The sequence below is a fragment of the Mycobacterium sp. E3298 genome (assembly GCF_001666895.1).
Classification (GTDB): domain Bacteria; phylum Actinomycetota; class Actinomycetes; order Mycobacteriales; family Mycobacteriaceae; genus Mycobacterium.
This window is the reverse complement of the sequence record NZ_LZJB01000344.1, coordinates 1-17,734: the sequence shown is the minus strand read 5'-3', so window position 1 is coordinate 17,734 and position 17,734 is coordinate 1. Positions and strand designations below refer to the sequence as shown.

20 protein-coding genes are annotated in these 17,734 nt (G+C 69.7%); 9 read left to right on the top strand and 11 right to left on the bottom strand.

Translation table 11 applies throughout. The annotated features are described in order from the left end of the window. Both A9X05_RS16015 and A9X05_RS16010 read right to left on the bottom strand, forming a co-directional pair. Positions 1–727, bottom strand: a 727-nt coding sequence (locus A9X05_RS16015; RefSeq protein ID WP_067782592.1) for an MBL fold metallo-hydrolase, incomplete at its 3' end; no start/stop codon positions are given. Next, positions 724–2,283 carry a long-chain-fatty-acid--CoA ligase gene (locus A9X05_RS16010; protein WP_067782589.1) on the bottom strand — a complete coding sequence of 520 codons (1,560 nt, stop codon included), beginning with the start codon at positions 2,281–2,283 and terminating at the stop codon, positions 724–726. The genes A9X05_RS16015 and A9X05_RS16010, both read right to left, overlap by 4 nt. Before the next feature lie 150 nt (positions 2,284–2,433). On the opposite strand from A9X05_RS16010, the gene A9X05_RS16005 reads away from it, so the two are divergent. Further along, the gene (locus A9X05_RS16005) at positions 2,434–3,042 is read left to right on the top strand and encodes a carboxymuconolactone decarboxylase family protein (protein WP_067782587.1); all 609 of its coding nucleotides are present in this window, start codon (positions 2,434–2,436) and stop codon (positions 3,040–3,042) included. A gap of 24 nt (positions 3,043–3,066) precedes the next feature. Here A9X05_RS16005 and A9X05_RS16000 read toward each other — a convergent pair whose 3' ends face one another. Further along, positions 3,067–3,642, bottom strand: coding sequence for a hypothetical protein (locus tag A9X05_RS16000; RefSeq protein ID WP_067782584.1), 576 nt, complete (start codon positions 3,640–3,642; stop codon positions 3,067–3,069). 196 nt (positions 3,643–3,838) lie between these two features. On the opposite strand from A9X05_RS16000, the gene A9X05_RS15995 reads away from it, so the two are divergent. The 3 genes from A9X05_RS15995 (at position 3,839) to A9X05_RS15985 (ending at position 6,428) form a co-directional block, all read left to right on the top strand. After that, positions 3,839–4,627, top strand: coding sequence for an SDR family NAD(P)-dependent oxidoreductase (locus A9X05_RS15995; protein WP_067782582.1), 789 nt, complete (start codon positions 3,839–3,841; stop codon positions 4,625–4,627). 17 nt (positions 4,628–4,644) lie between these two features. Next, a complete protein-coding gene (locus A9X05_RS15990; RefSeq protein ID WP_067751606.1) occupies positions 4,645–5,577 on the top strand; it encodes a catalase family peroxidase in 933 nt (310 codons plus the stop codon). A 65-nt stretch (positions 5,578–5,642) separates the two neighbouring features. Continuing rightward, positions 5,643–6,428 (top strand): sulfite exporter TauE/SafE family protein, encoded by a 786-nt coding sequence (locus A9X05_RS15985; protein ID WP_082954976.1) that lies wholly within the window; start codon positions 5,643–5,645, stop codon positions 6,426–6,428. Positions 6,429–6,548: 120 nt separating this feature from the next. Here the strand turns inward: A9X05_RS15985 and A9X05_RS15980 are convergent, their stop codons facing one another. Next, positions 6,549–7,631, bottom strand: a complete 1,083-nt coding sequence (locus A9X05_RS15980) for a glutamate--cysteine ligase (RefSeq protein WP_067782579.1) — start codon at positions 7,629–7,631, stop codon at positions 6,549–6,551. Positions 7,632–7,670: 39 nt separating this feature from the next. Continuing rightward, entirely contained in the window at positions 7,671–8,108 is a 438-nt protein-coding gene (locus tag A9X05_RS15975) for an anti-sigma factor antagonist (protein ID WP_067751614.1), read from the bottom strand. A gap of 155 nt (positions 8,109–8,263) precedes the next feature. On the opposite strand from A9X05_RS15975, the gene A9X05_RS15970 reads away from it, so the two are divergent. Then, positions 8,264–8,884: a TetR/AcrR family transcriptional regulator gene (locus A9X05_RS15970; RefSeq protein ID WP_067751617.1), complete on the top strand. Its 621-nt coding sequence runs from the start codon at positions 8,264–8,266 to the stop codon at positions 8,882–8,884. Between the two features lie 10 nt (positions 8,885–8,894). On the opposite strand, the gene A9X05_RS15965 is transcribed toward A9X05_RS15970, so the two are convergent. Both A9X05_RS15965 and A9X05_RS15960 read right to left on the bottom strand, forming a co-directional pair. Further along, a complete protein-coding gene (locus A9X05_RS15965; protein WP_067751620.1) occupies positions 8,895–9,551 on the bottom strand; it encodes a DedA family protein in 657 nt (218 codons plus the stop codon). A 36-nt stretch (positions 9,552–9,587) separates the two neighbouring features. Further along, positions 9,588–10,406, bottom strand: a complete 819-nt coding sequence (locus A9X05_RS15960) for an SGNH/GDSL hydrolase family protein (RefSeq protein WP_082950106.1) — start codon at positions 10,404–10,406, stop codon at positions 9,588–9,590. Positions 10,407–10,503: 97 nt separating this feature from the next. On the opposite strand from A9X05_RS15960, the gene A9X05_RS15955 reads away from it, so the two are divergent. Further along, on the top strand, positions 10,504–11,595 hold the full coding sequence (locus A9X05_RS15955) for a permease (protein WP_067782576.1): 1,092 nt from the start codon (positions 10,504–10,506) through the stop codon (positions 11,593–11,595). A gap of 30 nt (positions 11,596–11,625) precedes the next feature. After that, the gene (locus tag A9X05_RS15950; protein ID WP_067751629.1) at positions 11,626–12,429 is read left to right on the top strand and encodes an IclR family transcriptional regulator; all 804 of its coding nucleotides are present in this window, start codon (positions 11,626–11,628) and stop codon (positions 12,427–12,429) included. Positions 12,430–12,441: 12 nt separating this feature from the next. On the opposite strand, the gene A9X05_RS15945 is transcribed toward A9X05_RS15950, so the two are convergent. Further along, positions 12,442–13,215, bottom strand: coding sequence for a polysaccharide deacetylase family protein (locus A9X05_RS15945; protein ID WP_082950112.1), 774 nt, complete (start codon positions 13,213–13,215; stop codon positions 12,442–12,444). Positions 13,216–13,439: 224 nt separating this feature from the next. Between A9X05_RS15945 and A9X05_RS15940 the strand changes: the two genes are divergently transcribed. Further along, positions 13,440–13,733 carry a YiaA/YiaB family inner membrane protein gene (locus tag A9X05_RS15940; protein WP_067751635.1) on the top strand — a complete coding sequence of 98 codons (294 nt, stop codon included), beginning with the start codon at positions 13,440–13,442 and terminating at the stop codon, positions 13,731–13,733. Positions 13,734–13,892: 159 nt separating this feature from the next. Next, the gene (locus A9X05_RS15935) at positions 13,893–15,209 is read left to right on the top strand and encodes an acyltransferase (RefSeq protein ID WP_067782572.1); all 1,317 of its coding nucleotides are present in this window, start codon (positions 13,893–13,895) and stop codon (positions 15,207–15,209) included. Between the two features lie 48 nt (positions 15,210–15,257). Here the strand turns inward: A9X05_RS15935 and A9X05_RS15930 are convergent, their stop codons facing one another. The 3 genes from A9X05_RS15930 to A9X05_RS15920 all read right to left on the bottom strand — a co-directional run. Beyond that, positions 15,258–15,920, bottom strand: a complete 663-nt coding sequence (locus tag A9X05_RS15930) for a response regulator transcription factor (protein ID WP_067751640.1) — start codon at positions 15,918–15,920, stop codon at positions 15,258–15,260. Then, positions 15,910–17,070 carry a MacS family sensor histidine kinase gene (macS, locus tag A9X05_RS15925; RefSeq protein ID WP_067782569.1) on the bottom strand — a complete coding sequence of 387 codons (1,161 nt, stop codon included), beginning with the start codon at positions 17,068–17,070 and terminating at the stop codon, positions 15,910–15,912. Before macS ends, A9X05_RS15930 begins: the two co-directional genes overlap by 11 nt. Positions 17,071–17,117: 47 nt before the next feature. Then, positions 17,118–17,734 (bottom strand): class II aldolase/adducin family protein (locus A9X05_RS15920; protein ID WP_067782566.1); only part of this gene is annotated, 617 nt, incomplete at its 5' end.

Below are 17,734 nucleotides of genomic sequence, written 5' to 3'. Positions count from 1 at the left end.
CGAAGGCCGCCGCGAATTCTTCGGCACCCTCGCTGAAGTGGGCCCAGCCGTCGACGTGGGCGGGTATGACGACGCGGGCGCCCAGGATCTCGGCGGCGGCGGCCGCGCGCGCCGAGGTCAGCGTCAGCGGCCGGCCGCGCTCCTTGGCCGGCACGCTCGCCGCGCCCGCGAACAGCACCGCGACGTCGATGACGCCCACCCGGTCGGCCACGTCCTTGACCGCCGCCATCGAGGCGTTGTCGCCGCTGAGGTACACGGTGGGCAGGCCGGGCCCGGACAGCACGAAGCCGGTCACCTCGCAGTTGACGTGCCCGCTGGCGTCGCGCTGCCCGTCGGCCGGCCCGTGAACCGCCGGAACCGCTTGCACCGCAAGCGATCCGGACAGCTCGTAGGTCTGCCAGGGCGCGACCCCCACCGCGGGTGGTCCCAGCCGGGCGGCGCCACCGGGGTGGGTGAGCACCAGCGGCGCGGCCAGGGCCATGCGGCGACCGTCGTCGTCGAGGTTGTCCGGGTGCTGGTCGTGGCTGATCAGCACCGCATCCACCGGGCCGAGCGCGTCGGCGTTCACCGCCGGCCCGGCGAGCTTGGTCAGGTATGCGTGCACACCGGGCGGGTCGAACGTCGGGTCCATCACGATCCGCCGGCCGGCGATGTCGATGACGGTCGTCGGACCGCCCAGCACACTGATCGCACGATCGCGCCGTTGCGCGTCGACCGGGGCGCTCATACGCCCCGCCCCCGCTCGCGCCAATACGGTTCGCGCAGAGCGGCTTTCAGGATCTTCCCGCTCGCGTTGCGGGGCAGCGATTCCACGAAGTCCACCGTCCTCGGGCACTTGTAGCCGGCGAGGTGCTGACGGCAGAAGCCGATGACGTCTTGCGCGTCGGTCTCGCCGTCGGCCACGACGATCGCCTTCACCGATTCACCCCAGAAGTCGTCGGGTACACCGATCACCGCGGCGTCGGTGATCGCGGGGTGCTCGATGAGCACGCTTTCCACCTCGGGCCCGTACACGTTCTCGCCGCCGGTGATGATCATGTCCTTCAGGCGGTCTTCGATGTAGACGTAGCCGTCCTCGTCCAGGCGCCCCACGTCGCCGGTGCGCACCCAGTCCTCGTCGGTGATCGTCTCGGCGGTCGCCTCCGGCCGGTTCAGGTAGCCGGTCATGTTCTGGTTGCTCCGCACCCAGATCTCGCCCGCCTCGCCGGCGGCCACCGCGGCGCCCGTCTCGGGATCCACCACCCGAATCTCGGTGCCCAGCACCGCCTTTCCGGCCGCCAGCTGCAGGTGTGGGCGCGCGGAATCGCGGTGGTCGTCGTCGCTGAGCGCGGTGACCGCCCCGCACAGCTCCGTCTGGCCGTACACCTGCACGAAACGCGTGTCGGGCCAGGTCGACAGCGCCCGGTGCAGCAGCGGCAGCGGCATCGGCGCGGCCCCGTAGACGATGTAGCGCAGGCCGGCGATCGTGGCGTGCGCCGCCTCGCCGGCGTCGAGGAACCGGGCGATCACCGGCGGGACGAAGAAGGCGTGGGTGGCGCCGGCCCGCACGGCGCCCGTGAGGGCGGCGGCGTCGGGTTCGCGGGTCATGATGGTGGGCACACCGGCCCGAATCCCGAACAGCGCGTAGCCGATTCCGCCGACATGGAACAGCGGCATGGCGACGAGGTTCGCGTCCCCGTCGTCGAAGGGGAAGGCCGGCGCCAGGTTCGCCGCGTGGTTGACCAGCGCCCGCTGGCTCAGCAACACCCCCTTCGGGCGCCCCGTGGTGCCCGAGCTGTAGATCACCAGCGCGGTTTCGCTCTCGTGCACGTCGATGTCGCGCTCCGTGGGAGACGCGGCCGCCAGCAGGGATTCGTACTCGTCACCCACCACGACGATGCGCTCCACCCCCGGCGCGCGTGCGGCGGCCGCCTCGGCCGCGGCCCGCAGCTCGGCGCCGACGAAGAGCAGCCGCGCCCCGCTGTCGTCGAGCACGTGCACGAGTTCGTCGCCCATCGCGCGCCAGTTGACGACGGTGGTCACGGCCCCGATCGACGCCGCGGCGAACAGCACCTCGAGGCAGGCGGGGTGGTTCTTGTCCAGGAACGCGACGCTCTGACCGCGCCGCACACCGGCGGCGCGCAGCGCGCCGGCCGCACGGCGGATTCGCGCGGCCCAGTCGGCCCAGGACCACTCCAATTCGCCGTAGCGGATCGCGACGGCGTCGGGCCGCTGCTGTGCGTGCCGATCGACGAATCCCGCCAGCGTCTCCGTGGTGTTCGCCGTGGTGTCGGCTGGTGGCATGAGGCCCCTCCGAGGTCGGTTTGCTCCATTCTGCGATAGCGATCATGCCAGGACGTGCGGTCGGCCTGCCCGGTCCGCTGGGAGGTTCCGCCTACCACTGGTCACCAACAAGTCCTGGCGCAACGGTCGCCGCCGTCGCACGATCGAGCCATGCCAGCAAGGACGCGTCTGCCACCACTGCCACCGGCCACGTTGAGTGCTGATCAACGGGAGCTCTATGACGACATGGCGGCGATGATCGGAGACCACTTCGGGGAACTCATCGCCCGCCGCGAGGACGGTGCCCTTATCGGCCCCTTCAACGGCTGGCTGCATTTCCCGAATTTCGGGAAGCCGGCCTGGGCCTTCAACAAGGCGCTATGGGAGCACAGCGTGCTGCCCGCCACGGTCCACCAGCTGGTGATCCTGGTGACCGCCGCCAAGTTCGGTGCTCGCTACGAGATCTATGGCCACGAGTACTTCGCCCGACGCGCGGGGCTGCCCGACCGGACGATCGCGACCATTGCCGCCGGCGAGCGGCCCAGCGACCTCAGCAGTGACCAGGCGGTCGCCTACGACATGGCGGCGGCGCTGAACCGTGGCGGGGCGCTGGCCGAGACGACGTACCAGGCGGCGCGACGTACGTTCGGTGAGCAAGGCCTCGCCGAAATCGTTTTTCTTGTCGGCTGCTTCTCGATGGTGGCCGTCACCCTCAACGCGTTCGATGCGTCGGTTCCGGGACGCGAGGGGGACGGCGAACAGTACTGCACGCCTTGCTGATTCGCCTGAACCAGTTCGCATCCCTCATTCCATCGAGCGGATCATCATCCCGCCGTCGTCCACGGCCTGCGGGGTCGCGTTGTTGTTCTGCCGGAAGTCGATGAACGCCGACCGCTGGTTGGACGTGTTCAGCAGCTCGGTGAACGTGCCCAGGACGGGAATCGGGCCCTCCGGGGCCGGCACGTCGGCCGTGTAGTCGATGGACGCCTGCTGTTGAAAGTTCGCGCTCTGCAGCGGCCGGGTGTCCGGCGCGGTCAAAGTCTTCATCTCGCCCAGGCCGGAAGATGACGCGTACTCGCTCATGTCGGCCTGCAACACCGCACCGACATCCGTCGCGCCGGCGGGCTTGACCGCGACCCGCAGCTGCGCGCTGCCGTCGGCGTTGCTGAGCGCCACCCAATTCGGCCCGCGGTGCCCGAGCGTCCAGCCGGGCGCGGGGACGATCGAGACGCCGTCGGCAACATCGACCGGATCGGCCGAGGCGAGCCGCACCGGCGCCGCATGGGTGGTCGGGAAGAGGACGACCGCCGCGGTCACGGCGGTGGCGACGGCCAGGCGGGCGGCTGCCCGCCGCGGGCGTATTGGCTGGGGGGTCGACATGTGTGGCTCCTGCTCAGGCTCTGGGCGAACGGGGGGATTCGCCCGCCGGTTCTAACGATCTCCCCGCAAGCGGGCCGGTGTCCAAGACCGCGGCACTATTTGGTGATAGCTCTCCTCTATCGAAACCGGCTTCGGCGGCGGACCGGTGTGTCAACATGTCTGCGGCCCAACCGACCTTCGACCGAGGGGACCAGACGTGGCGAACCCTGACCGTGCCCGCTCACGCACCTTCGTCGTGACGGGCGCCGCGTCCGGAATCGGCCTGGCGACCGCGCGGCGCCTACTGGCCGAAGGGGGCACGGTGATCGGCGCCGACCTGACCGCCGCGCCCGACCTGGGGCCGGGGTTCACGTTCGTCACCGCCGACGTCACCGACGAGGCGGCGATCGCTGCGGTGCTCGCCGCCGTGCCCGACCGCCTGGACGGCGTGCTGCACGCCGCCGGGGTCGCCGGCGGCGGCCCGGTCCACCTGCTCGACAGGGCCGAGTGGGACCGGGTCATCGGGATCAACCTGACCGGCACGTTCCTGGTCGCCAAGGCGGCGCTGGCCCGGATGATCGAGCAACCCCGGGTCGACGGCGAACGGGGTTCGCTGGTGACCGTCGCCAGCGTCGAGGGCCTGGAAGGCACGGCGGGTGGCAGCTCGTACAACGCGGCGAAGGGCGGCGTCGTCCTGCTCACCAAGAACATCGCGCTCGACTACGGACCGAGCGGCATCCGTGCCAACGCCATCTGCCCCGGCTTCATCGAAACGCCGATGGCGCAAAGCGTGTTCGGCCTGCCGGGCATGGAGGGCCCGCTGCACTCCATCACCGAAGAACACGCCTTGCAACGGCTGGGGCAGCCGGAGGAGGTCGCGGCCATGGCGGCGTTCCTGCTGTCGCCCGACGCCTCCTTCGTCAGCGGCCAGGCAATCGCCGTCGACGGCGGCTACACCGCAGGCCGCGATCACGGTGTCGTGAAACTCTTCGGCTTTCCCGAATAGCGCTTTAAGATTCGCGCATGGTCACTCCCGACGAGGCGATCGAGGCGATCCGAGGCACCGGCGGTGCCCAGCCGGGTTGTCGCGCGCTGCACGCCAAAGGCACGCTCTACCGCGGCACGTTCACCGCGACCCCGGACGCGGTCATGCTTTCGCGCGCAAAGCATCTCGACGGCTCGACGGTCCCGGCGCTGATCCGATTCTCCAATGGCGCGGGCAATCCCAAGCAGCGCGACAATGTGCCGGGGATCCGCGGGATGGCGGTGAAGTTCACGCTGCCCGACGGCTCCACCACCGACGTGTCGACGCAGACCGCCCGGCTGTTCGTCTCGAGCACGCCCGACGGATTCGTCGATCTGCTCAAGGCGATGCGGCCCGGCCTGACCACGCCGCTGCGCATGGCCAAATACTTCCTCACCCATCCGCGGCTGCTCGGCGCGCTGCCGGTGGTGCGCGACGCCAACAAGATCCCGGCCAGCTACGCGACCACCGAATACCACGGCTTGCACGCATTCCGCTGGGTCGCCGCCGACGGCAGCGCCAGATTCGTTCGCTACCATCTGGTTCCGGCTGCCGCGCAGAACTACCTGTCCGCGTCGGCCGCCCACGGCGAGGGTGCGGACTTCCTCACCGACGAGCTGAATGCGCGCCTGGACAGCGGGCCGGTGCGGTTCGAATATCGCGTGCAGATCGCCGGTCCCGCCGACTCCACGGTCGACCCGTCCGCGGCATGGCAGAGCACTCAGATCGCGACCGTCGGCACCATCGAGATCACCGGCCTGGAGACCCAACGCGAGCACGGCGGCGACATCGTCGTGTTCGACCCGATGCGGGTGACCGACGGCATCGAACCCTCCGACGACCCGGTCCTGCACTTCCGGACGCTCGCGTATTCGGCGTCGGTCAAGCTGCGCACCGGCGTCGACCGCGGGGCCGAGGCGCCGCCCGCCTGACCGGGAAACCCCCGCCCGCACTCGCCCGCGGGCCGAAACCGGCGGCAGGCTAAGGTTTTTCTTCAGTGTCGCCTTCCCACATGCTCTTGATCTGTTTGGCCGGGCTCGGCGCGGGCGCCATCAACGCGCTCGTCGGGTCCGGCACCTTGATCACGTTCCCGACTTTGGTCGCCCTCGGCTTCCCGCCGGTCACCGCCACCATGTCGAACGCCATCGGCCTGGTCGCCGGCAGCGTGTCGGGCACCTGGGGCTACCGCGCCGAGTTGCGCGGTCAATGGAATCGCCTGCGCTGGCAGCTGCCCGCCTCGTTGGCCGGCGCGGTGCTGGGCGCCTTCCTGTTGCTGCACCTGCCGGAGAAAGTCTTCGCCGAGGTGGTGCCGGTGCTGCTGGTGCTGGCTTTGGTGCTGGTGGTCGTGGGCCCACGGATCCAGGCGTGGACCGGCCGGCGCGCCGAGGTAGCCGGCCGCTCACCCGAACACATCACCCCCGGCCGCATGGCGGTCCTGGTGCTCGGCACGTTCGCCGTCGGCGTCTACGGCGGCTATTTCACCGCCGCCCAGGGCATCCTGCTGGTCGGGGTGATGGGCGCGCTGCTGCCGGAGTCGGTGCAGCGCATGAACGCCGCCAAGAACCTGCTCACGCTGGTGGTGAATGTGGTTGCCGCCGTGGCCTATACGTTGGTGGCGTTCGACCGGATCAGCTGGCCGGCCGCCGGGCTGATCGCGGCGGGCTCACTGGTTGGCGGACTGATCGGGGCGCGGTACGGGCGGCGGCTGTCGGGCAACGCGCTGCGGGCGACGATCGTGGTGGTCGGCCTGATCGGGCTGTACCGACTGGTCGCCGTGGCGTGACCGAGGCGCGGGCCGCATCGGCTGTGCGTTCACGGCTTTGAGTGTGCGCCCAGGGAGGGCCCGCCCGGCGTGTCGCCGCCCTGGGCGCACGCGCAAGTGAACAGAGGCGCGGCAACCGGTTCAGTCCAGCGTGGCGGCGGCCACCTCGTCGATGACGTCCCTCACCTCGCCGCGCTTGCGCCACGCCCGCCGCTGGCGCATCGCCCCGTTGCCCTGGGCTGCGACGCGGTCGAGTTCGCTTACGACGCGGCCATATTCGCCGAGCGTCTCCAACGCCGGCCGCACGCGTTGCACGAGGGCGCCCAACTGATCGCGCGCGGACACGGCTCCGCGGCCGTGGACCAGGTCGAGCGTGCGTCCGGCGAGGCCGTCGTGGGCGGCCTTCCAGTAGGCCGCGCGCAGGGCCGCCGGGGGAAGCCGCCCGGGCTGGTCGTCCTCGAGTGCCGTCATCACCGCGGCCCGGACCAGCGTCGCGAGCAACACCGTCTCGGCAACCGTCGCCGGCACGTCGGCGACCCGCACCTCGATCGTCGGGAAATTCTCCGACGGGCGCACGTCCCAATAGACCATCTTGCGGTCCAGGATGACCTCGCTGTCGATCAGCATCCGCACCGTGCGGTCGTAGTCGTCGGGGGAGGGGAAGAAGGGCGGGGGCCCGGCCACCGGCCAGCGCCGCCACAGTACGCTGCGCCAGCTGGCGTAGCCGCTGTCGGCGCTGCGGTAGATCGCCGAATTCGCCGACAGCGCAAGCAATGACGGCAGCCACGGCCACAGCCAGTTACTGACGTGAATGGCGGCCGCACGGTCGGGAACCTGCACGTGCACATGGCAGCCGCAGATGCCTTGCTCGTGGGCGACCATCCCGTACTCGGCGCCGATACGCCGATAACGCGGGGTGTCGGTGACGGGAAACTCGTGGGGCGTGGCGGGCGGAAGCCCGGCCGCGAGCAGCCGCAGCCCCACCGACTCGGCCGCCTCGGCGGCCGTGCGCCGCAACCGGGACAATTCCTCGCCGAGTTCCGAGCTGGTCGCCACGACACTGGAGGTGGTCTCCACCTGGCAGCTGCTCAGTTCCAGCTGCAACTCGACGCCCCGGCGTTGGGCCGCGGCGGCCACATCGCCGTTTCGCGGAGCCGGTTCGCCCGTTCGCGGGTCGACGAGGAGAAATTCCTCTTCCGCTCCGAAGGTGGGAGGGTCGCTCATCCCGTCGGGGGCGGGCCGATCAGTGGCGGCGCTGCCCCGTCACCAACGGGCCGCGGACGCCAGCGCGGAGTCAGCGGTCGGGTAGATGGGCAGCAGCGCGGACAGGCCGCACGCGTCGACGATGCGGGCGACGATCGGCTCGCGGCTGACCAGGCGCAGCTCGACGCCGCGGTTCTTGCAGCGCTTCGCCTCGTCGGCCAGCACCGCGAAGGCGCAGCAGCCCATGAATTCGAGGCCCGTGACGTCAATGACCAAGGGCCCCGGCGCGGCGACGATGCCGGCGACCTCGCTGATCAGCTGGCGCCAGGTGTGCTCATTGCAGGCGTCGACCTCCCCGCCCGCGTAGATCAGCACCGCCGGTCCGCTGCGATCGGCTGTCGCGCGCAGCGTGCTGTTCGGATCGCCCAACTCATAGACCAGCTTGGTGCTCAGCATGAGGTGGGTAGTTGTCATAGGTTCTGCAATGGCCGAGCTCATCGTGGCCTCCTAATCGACTCGCGTCTCACGACGCTGCGATGGATGCCCGTCCTGCCGTCTGAAGACAGACTCTTCGCGGAGTGCGAATCTCATTTCTATAACAAGACAGGTCGGTCTGTCTACATGTCCTGGCTAAGAGTATGTTGTGCGTTGTTATGACAACTTCCGATGTCGGAACGCCTCCCGCGTCGGCTCGTCAACGCATCTTGACCGCCGCATATGACCTGTTCAGCCGACGTGGAATCCGTGCTGTCGGCACGGAGGAGGTGATCGAGAGGGCCGGCGTCGCCAAGGCCACGCTGTACCGGCATTTCGCCACCAAAAACGACCTCGTGCTGGCCGTGCTGCAGCGGCGCGAGGAGGTGTGGACCCACGGCCTGATCGAGGAGCAGTCCCGCCAGCGCGCCGACACGCCCGAGGAGCAGTTGCTCGCGATCTTCGACGTCATGCACGACTGGATCCAGCTGCGCGACGGCTACGAGGGCTGCTCGTTCATCAACGTGCTGCTGGAGCTCGGTCCCGACTCCCCGGCCGGGCAGGCCTGCATCGTCCACATCGACCACGTCCGCGACATCGTGCGCCAGCGCGCCGTCGCGGCGGGGCTGATCGACGTCGAGGACTTCGCCTCGTCCTGGCACATCCTGATGAAGGGCGCCATCGTGTTGGCGGCCGTCGGCGACACCGACGCGGCTCTGCGCGCCCGCCGGATGGCGGTCGGTCTGATCGAAGAGCACCGGCCGGTGGTGCCCGGGGATCTCGGCGAGGCGGCCAGCTGAGCCGCTGGGGTCAGGCCGCGGTGTTCTCGGCCTTGCGGTAGTGCTCTTCCTCGAGTTCCGCGATGGCCCGCGAGGTGCGTTCCCGCAGCGCGAAGGCGGCGATCAAGCCGCAGACGATGGCGATGACGAGTGCGATCCAGGAGAACCGCTCCAGCCAGCGCTCGGCGGCCATCCCGGCGAAGTACACCACCGCGGTGGTGCCGCCGGCCCAGCAGATGGCGCCCGAGACGTTGGCCGCCAGGAAGCGCGGGTAGTGCATCTTCAGCGCCCCGGCGAGTGGCCCGGCGAAAATCCGCAACAGCGCGATGAAGCGGCCGAAGAAAACCGCCCGAACTCCCCAGCGGTTGAACAACTTTTCGGCCAACGCGACGTGTCCGGGACCGAAATGTTTGGGGAACCGCCGGCCCAGGCGGTCGAAGAGCGGCATGCCGAATTTGCGTCCGATCGTGTAACCGATCGAGTCGCCGACCACGGCGCCGATCACCGCGGCGACGCCCACGCCGATCGGGTTGACGGGCAGGTCGTCGTGCGAGGACATCAGGGCCGCGCTGACCAGGATGATCTCGCCGGGAAGGGGGATGCCCAGGCTTTCGAGCCCGACCACACCGCCGACCACCAGGTAGATCGCGAGCGGTGGGATCGCGTGCAGCAAAGCCTCGACGTCCATGCGTCCAGGATGCCTGACCGTCCGGCGATACGCGCCCTAAACCCTCCGGTTCGCGTCGGCCGGCCTGCTCGGCGTGCCGAGGCTCTCCAGCTGTGGGCGCTTGGGCTCCCGACCGTCGGCCGACGACAGGCCGCGCAGCCGGCGCCAGATCCACGGGAAGAAGCTGTCCTGCGTCCAGCGCAGCTGCTCGTACGCGCCGGTGGTGCGCGAGCGGCGCCGGGCGTCGGGAGTTGCGTGGGCCCAATCATGGTTGCTGCCAGGCAGATTCAGTGCTTCGGCGGCCGCCGCGGCGAACAGCATGTGTCCTTTGCTGGAGGCGTGCACCCGGTCGATGGCCCAGGTGTCCAGCTCGCGCATCGACGGCGCGTTGTAGAGGTCGACGAGCCCGAACCCGTAGCGGTCGGCGGCCGCCGTGATCGCCGCGTTGATGCGGGCGAGACGGCCCGACACCAGCCGTCCGAGTGGGAGGAATTGCGCGACGTTCGGGAAGGTCGTCGTCACCACCGTGGCCCCGGACCCGGCCAGCGCGGCGTAGACGTGTTCGAGGTCGGCCAGGGCCGGGCCGAACGACCGGCCCGGCTGGATGACGTCGTTCATCCCGGCGCACACCGTGATCAGGTCCGGCTGCATCGCCAGGGCCTGCGGAACCTGCTCGTCCAAGACGTCGGCGATCCGCTTGCCGCGGATCGCCAGGTTGGCGTAATGCAGGCCGGGGTAGTGCGCATCCACCATGGCGGCGAGCCGGTCGGCAAAGCCGAGGAGACCCACGACGTCGTCGCCGTCCCATAAGCCCTCGGTCTGGCTGTCCCCGATGGCGACGTAACGGCGATATCCGCAAGGCATAGCCCCGTACACGAAGCCGAGAATAATAGCCATCGCATCCCCGGTGCGGGAAGCGCGGCCACCCACGCGCCCGACGCGGGTCACCGCCCGTCGACTAGCGTCGGTGGGCATGGCGATGCCTTTGAAGGGCAATGCAATTCACGCGGGCCGGCGGGGAAACGTCGCGATCGGTGTTCTCGTCGCCGTGGCCCTGTTCGTGGCGGGGCTGCTGTGGGCGAAGTGGCTGCCTTACGCCGCCAAGGCCGCCACGGCCCGTCGCACCCACCACTGGTCGGGATCGAGCGTTCTCACGGTGGGCGGCATCCACCCCGGCGATCGACCGACCTGGCACGCCGCGGCGACCTTCTTCCACGCCTACGTGGCGTCGATCTGGCCGGCGTTGGTGGCCGCGCTGCTGATCAGCGCCTCGGTGCAGGCGTTGCTCCCGCGCCCGTGGCTGCCGCGCGTGCTGAACCGTCGCGCTCCGCTGTCCAGTGCGCTGGCCGGCGGGGTCGCCGCCATGCCGTCGATGATGTGCACGTGTTGCGCCGCCCCGGTCGCCGTCACCCTGCGGCGCAACGGCGTCACACCGGCGGCGGCCATCGCCTACTGGCTGGGGAACCCGCTGCTCAACCCGGCGGTGCTCGTTTTCCTGCTCTTCGTCGCTCCCTGGCAATGGAGCCTGACGCGCGTGGTCGTCGGCATCGCGACGGTGCTCGGGGTCGGGGCCGCGGTGGGATTGCTGTCCCGGCCGGACGGCGTAGTCCCGGCGCCGGCGCGCGCGGCCGCGCCTTCGGTTGACGACGAGAGCGGGGGCAGGCCGCGCCTGTTCGTGCGGGCGCTGCTGTGGTTGGTGCTGTTTTTGCTGCCCGAGTACGCGGTCCTGGTGCTCGTGGTCGGGGCGTTCCGCGGTTTCCTGCTCACCTTGGGGCAACCGGCGCACCGTGGGCTGCTGCTGGGCCTGCTGCTCGTCCTGCTCGTCGCGATCGCCGGCACGCTCATGGTCATCCCGACGGCGGGGGAGATCCCGATCCTGCAAGGGCTGGCCCTGCTGGGCGCGTCGTCGGGGACGATCGGTGCGCTGCTGATCACCCTTCCGGCGGTGAGCGTTCCGGGCGCCGCGATGGTCGCCCGCAGCTTCGGGTGGAAGGCCACCGCGACCGCGACCGGCATCGTTGTCGCTGCGGGAATCCTCGGCGCTGTGGTGCTCAGCTTGCTGTGACTCGCAACCGGCGCGAGTACCTTCACTGTCATGGCGAGAAAGGGCGAGCGGGCCGCCGAAGCCCCGGCCGCCGATTCGCTTGCGCCGCAGTATCCGATCGAGTCGGTCGACAACGCGCTCAAGCTGCTTCTGCTGCTGGGCGAGCAACCCCAGATCCGGTTGAGCGAAGCCACCCGCTACCTGGGCGTGGCGTCGTCCACCGCGCATCGGTTGCTGGCGATGCTGGCCTATCGCGGGTTCGTCCGGCAGGACCCGGTGTCCAGGGCCTACCTGCCCGGCCCGTCGCTGACCGGCGTCGCGTTCGCCATCTTCGGCCGCATCGACATCCAGCGAGCGGCCACCCCGGTCATGCGCAGCCTCGGCGAACAGCTGCGCGAGACGATTCACGTCGGGATGTTGGACGGGGCCAACGTCCGGTTCGTCGCCGCTGTCGAGGGCCCGGCCGCGGTCCGGGTGGCGTCCCGGCTGGGCCGCAGCATGCCGGCGCATTGCACCTCGACGGGCAAGGTCATGCTGGCGCAGCTGCCCGAGGCGGAGTTGCGTCAGCTGCTGCCGCGAGAACGGTTGCAGCGCATCACCTCGTCGTCGATCGGCAGCCGGACCGAACTGGAGGCCGAGCTCGCCGCCATCCGCGAGCGCGGCTACGCCATCAACCGGGAGGAGAGCGAGGAAGGCGTCGCTTCGGTCGCGGTGCCGATACCCACCCGGGCGCCGGGCCTGCGGCTGGCGCTCAATGCCGCCGCACCCCAGAACCGGCTCGACGCCGCCCGCTATGCCACGGTCGCCGCCGCACTTGTCAAGGCGGCCAAGGAGATTGGCGACCAGCTCGGCTGAGTCCGCCTCCGGTTACCGCCGGTGCCCCGGTCGCAGGAACACATCGTCGAGCGTCACCGTGCGCAGCCCGCGGGCTCGGATGATATCGACGAGCTGCCCGTACACATGGGTGGCTGGTGGATGGTTGAGGTGGCCGATCACGATGTTCTGCGGGAGGAACGACTGGTAGGCCATCCGGACGATCTGGTCCTCGGAAACCAGCGCGGAATCCCGTAAGTCGCCGGACCACAAGGTGGTCACCTCATAGCCCAGCCCGGCGGCCACGGCGGCGACCGCGGCGTCGTGATGGCCGTACGGGGGCCGGAAGTACGGGGTGGCGTCAACGCCGTACGTGTTCCGCAGGAACGCGTCGGTGCGAGCGAGTTCGTCGGCGATTTGGGCCTTCGAGAGCCGAGTCAGGTCGGGATGTGTCCACGTGTGATTGGCCAGCTGGATCTGCCCGGAGTCGACCAGGGGTCGAAGCAGGCCCGCGTTGTCGGTCCACGAGTGGTAGGCGCCGGTAACGAAATACGTGAGCCGCACCCCGGTGTCCCGGGCGAATTGCGTGTACAGCCGCACCACGTCGGTGTCGGCGCCGTCGTCGACCGTCCAGGCCAGGAGGTTGCCGTTGCCCGGAAGCCTGTTCAGCACACCGCCACCGGGTAGCGCGACGCGCGATCGAGGGTCCGGCGGGGGCGACAACGGCGCGGGTCCGGCAACATCACCCAGCGCCACGCACTCGTCAGGCCCGCCGGCGGCGACGGCCACCGTCGCGGCCAGCGCGGCCAGGAACCGGCGCCGGTCCAGTTCGGCCACGTCCATACTCCTCGGCCGTCGGCGCCTTTCGGGCACCGCGAAATTCGGGTCAGCTCGCGGGACAGACTAGGTGCACAGGTAGTTGGGTCCGGCCAGGTAAGGCGAGTGTCCGCCGACCGATACGAACCTGTGACGCAAGCTCAGTCAACCGGCAACCACAAACTTGAGTAGTCTTACGGATCCGGCGGGCAGCGCTCTGCCGCAGGCTGTTTGGCATGACCGTTCCCAACAGCATGTCCAAGACCACCGCCGCGTTTTTCGTTCAGGCCGCCGCCGCGTTCGCGATCAGCTTCGTGACCGCGCTGGGCGGGATCTACCTGCTTCCGCTCGACGCGTGGCAGCGAGGCTTCCTCGGCATCACCTTCCTGTTCTTGGTGTCGAGCGCGTTCACCCTGGCCAAGGTGATTCGCGACCAGCAGGAGGCCGCGACGGTGCGGGTGCGCCTTGACGAAGCGCGCATCGAGAGACTGCTGGCCGACTACGACCCGCTCAACGCCGCCGCGAACTGAGTAGTACTACTCAGGCCCGACGCGTAGAACTGCGCGGGCGCGGGCCCGCCCGACCGGCAATGCTTGGTCCATGGCATCCGAGACAGCACTTCACCTAAGTCGTATCGCCTAATCACGTTATCCCGCAACAGCTTTCCCCGAAAGGTCCGATAACATCCCATGGCAACTCTCACGAGATTCCCCGGCGTCGCCGAGGTGGCGGCGGCCACTCCGGCCGACCGCGACCGCGTCCTGGACGTCATCCGCATCACGTCGCTGATCGGTGTGGTGCTCGGCCACACCGTGATGGCCATCAGCATCATCAAAAACCACGTGTTGATCTGGGACAACCTGCTGACCACCTCGGTGGTGTTCCAGGCTGCGACCTGGCTCCTGCAGATCATGCCGCTGTTCTTCTTCGCCGGCGCCGCGGCCTGCCTGTCGTCGTGGTCCGCCGGCACGAACTGGGGTGACTGGCTGATGAAACGCTGCACCAGACTGTTCCGGCCGGTGTTCTACTACCTGGCGTTTTGGGCTGTGGTGCTGACGGTGCTGTATCGAGCTCTGCCGCAACACATTTACGAGCCGGTGGCCGGTGTCAGCACGCAGCTGCTGTGGTTCTTGGGGGCCTACGTGCTGGTGCTGGCCGCCATGCCGGTGCTGCACCGCATCACCACCGCGGGGCGTCTCGCCGCCGCTGTGGCCTGCGTCTATGGGACCATCGCGGTCATCGACGCCATCAGGCTGCACTGGCCGGCCATGATGCCCCTGGGTTACCTCAACCTGGCCGTCTGGCTCATCCCCGCCATGTTCGGCATCGCCTACCGTCGCCGGCTGCTCAGCGGGCGTGCCGCACTGGCCGTCGCGGCGATCGCGTTCGCCGTCGACGTCGCACTGGTGGCCTGGGGTCCGTATCAGATCAGCATGGTCGGCACCGGTGATCACCGCCTGTCCAACACCAGCCCGCCCTCGCTGCTGCTGGCCGGCCACGCAATCGTCCTGAGCGCGTTGGCGATCGCCGCCGCGCCGGCGATCGCGCGCTGGGCCCGGCGGCCTCGGGTGTGGTGGTGGACGGCGATCGGTAACTCCGGGGCCATGACCCTGTACTTGTGGCACATGCCCGTGCTGCTGGGCGCGCACCTGGTCTTCGACTACCTCGGCTGCCCCCGGTACCCGGGCGCGCGGGACTTCCTCGCCGTCAGCCTCGCGCAACTGCTCATCGTGATCGGCGCCATGGCCGTGCTTTTCGTCGCGTTGCGCCCGCTGGAGAACAACCCGCTGCCGGGCTGGGACGGCGCCCCGACGGTGACGGGGCCCGGTCGGGGAGCGGCCGTCGGCAGCCTGTTGTGTGTTGCGGGCGTGGCGATCCTGGCTGCCATCAGGTGGGGACTCAAGGACGACGGCCTGGTGTGCATGGCGGTGATGGTCACCGCGTTGGTCGGCGCCCGCGTCATGGCCACCGCACCGGCGAAGCGCCTCACCGCGGCGCGCAGGTAGCTCGATGATTCCACGACCCGCGGCGCGGTCGGTCGGCTGCGCCGCGGGTCACGGCTCCTCGTCGAGGCCGTGCTCGATGGCGTAGCGCGCCAACTCCACCCGATTGGCGACCTGAAGTTTGCGAAAGGTCGCCTGCACGTGATTCTCCACGGTGCGGTGGCTCAGTGACAGCTTCTGAGCGATCTGTTTGGCGGACAAGCCCTTTGCCACGTAGCGCAGCACCTCGGTTTCGCGTTCGGTGAGGCTTGGCCTGGCGGGACCGTCGTCCTTGCTCTGTGCCATACGCCGGTATTCGCCCAGCACCAACCCGGCCAGGCTCGGGGTGAACACGGCGCGGCCCTCGGCCGTGGCCGTCACGGCTTGCGCCAGTTCGGATTTGGATGCGCTCTTGACCAGATAGCCGATCGCGCCGGCTTTGACGGCTTCCAGCACGTCGTCGCGCTCGTCGGACGCCGAGAGCACCAGTACCCGAGACGAGGGGGAGACCGCGAGCACTGCCGCGGTCGCCTGCGCCCCGTCGCCGTCGGGCAGTTGCATATCCATCACCACCACGTCGGGCTTGACCACGGCCGCGCGGCGCCGCGCCGCGGCGACGCTGTCGGCGGTGGCGACCACGGTGAACCCGTCGTCGGCCAGGTCGCGGGCGACCGCGTCGCGCCAGATGGGATGGTCGTCAACGACCATCACCGTCGTGGGGGTCTCATCGGTCATGGAACGCCTCTCCGCGTGGCACGCACAATTCCCACTCGGCGCCTTCGCCGGGTTCGCTGCGCAGGTGGGCGCTGCCGCCCAGCGAAGCCAGCCGCCCGACGATCGACTGGGAGATGCCCAGGCGGCCCTGCCTGACCGCCTCCTCGAGCCGGCCGGCGGCGATTCCGACGCCGTCGTCGCGGATGCTCACGAGGACGGAATCGCCGAGGTCTTCGACGAGCACGAAGGCGTGGGCGCCGGGTCCGGCGTGCGCGCCCACGTTGTCCAAAGCGTTGCCCACCGCGGCGTCGAGCTCGGTGCCCACCCGGCGGCCCAGGGGCACCGGTGCCGGGGGCAGGCTGAGGGACACTCGGTCGGATTCCCTGCACCGCAGCAGGGTGCGCAGGTCGACGGTGGCCCCGTCGGCGTCGTGGTCGGCGTCCGTGCTGGCCAGCCATCGCCGCAGCGCGCGTTCCTGCTCGCTGGCCAGGTCGGCGAGTTCTGCTGTGGCGCCACCGATTTCGTGGCCCCTCTTGGCCACCAGCGCCAGCACCTGGATGGCTCCGTCATGGACCTGGCGGGACAGGCGTTCCCGTTCTTGCACCGCGGCCGTCAACCGGGCCGCCCGTTGAAGCTCATCGTGGGCGCGGCGCGCGGTTTGGGCGGCCATGCCGATCGCCATGCCGATCGCAAGCTCGATGATGGCGGTCGCGTTATGCCCCAGGTTGAGGGCGAAATAGTTCTTGACCGTGAAATTGGTGGCCATCACCACCAGGCCCGTGAGCATGCCGCCGGCGGGGCCGAACTGGATGGCCGCCGAGATGGTGGGGTTGCTGGCCCACAGCGTCGTCGGCCAGGTCTGATTGTCAGCCGCCCAGTGTGGGTCGGTCACGAGGGGATTCGACGACATGAGCAGCACGACGATCACGATCTCGGCGAGCACCCATGCCGGTCGGCGGCCGAAGCCGCGCAGGTAAGCCACCGCGCAGGCCGCGCTCCAGCCGATGAGCACCGCGAACAGCACCCAGCCCAGCGCGGGGCGGCGCAGATCCGGGTTGATGGCGATTTGGAACCCGGTCGCGTAGACGCAGCTCAGCAGCCGGAACACCTGCGCCGCACGCCATAACGGCGTGGTGGGATCAAGGCTGTTTTTCGCCATCGTGGCCAGCATAAATGTGGGGCCCGATGACGGTCGGGAAGATCGGCGCGTCGTTAACCTCAGCAGGCCGGTAATCGAGCCACTTCATGACGCCAGGCGGCCTCCGCGGTGAAAGACGACCCCAGGTCCGGCAGGTCGTCCCAGTCCGCGTCGTCGATATCGCGCAGGGCGCCGCCGGCGGCTCTCACCCGCAACGACATTCGGGCCAGCGCGTCGAGGCTGATCGCCTGCAGCACCGCCTCCTGCACCGTGGCGGCGGCGCTGGTGATCCCGTGTCCGCGGCAGATCACGACCGGCCGGCCGCGCATGGCGGCCACCATCTCCTTGCCCAGCGCCGGGGTGCGGATCAGCACGGCGCGCTCGTAGACGGGCACGCCGCCGCGCGCGAGCCACGCGCCGGGAATGTCGAATGCCCCGTAGATCGGGCGGATCGCGATGCCGGCCAGGTCGGCGGCGACGACTGCGGGTGGGTGCAGATGCGCGACGGCACGGTGCCCCGGATCGGCCAGCATGGTCTCCACGTGGATCGGCAGCTCGTTGGGCACGCGATAGCCGCCGAGTTCACCTTCGGCGCCGGCGCCGCCGTCGAAGGTGATCAGCCGAATGTCGCTGGGCCGGGTGAACGCCACCCCGGTGTCGGCGTCGCTTCGACAGCGGATGAGCAGCCGCTCGTCGT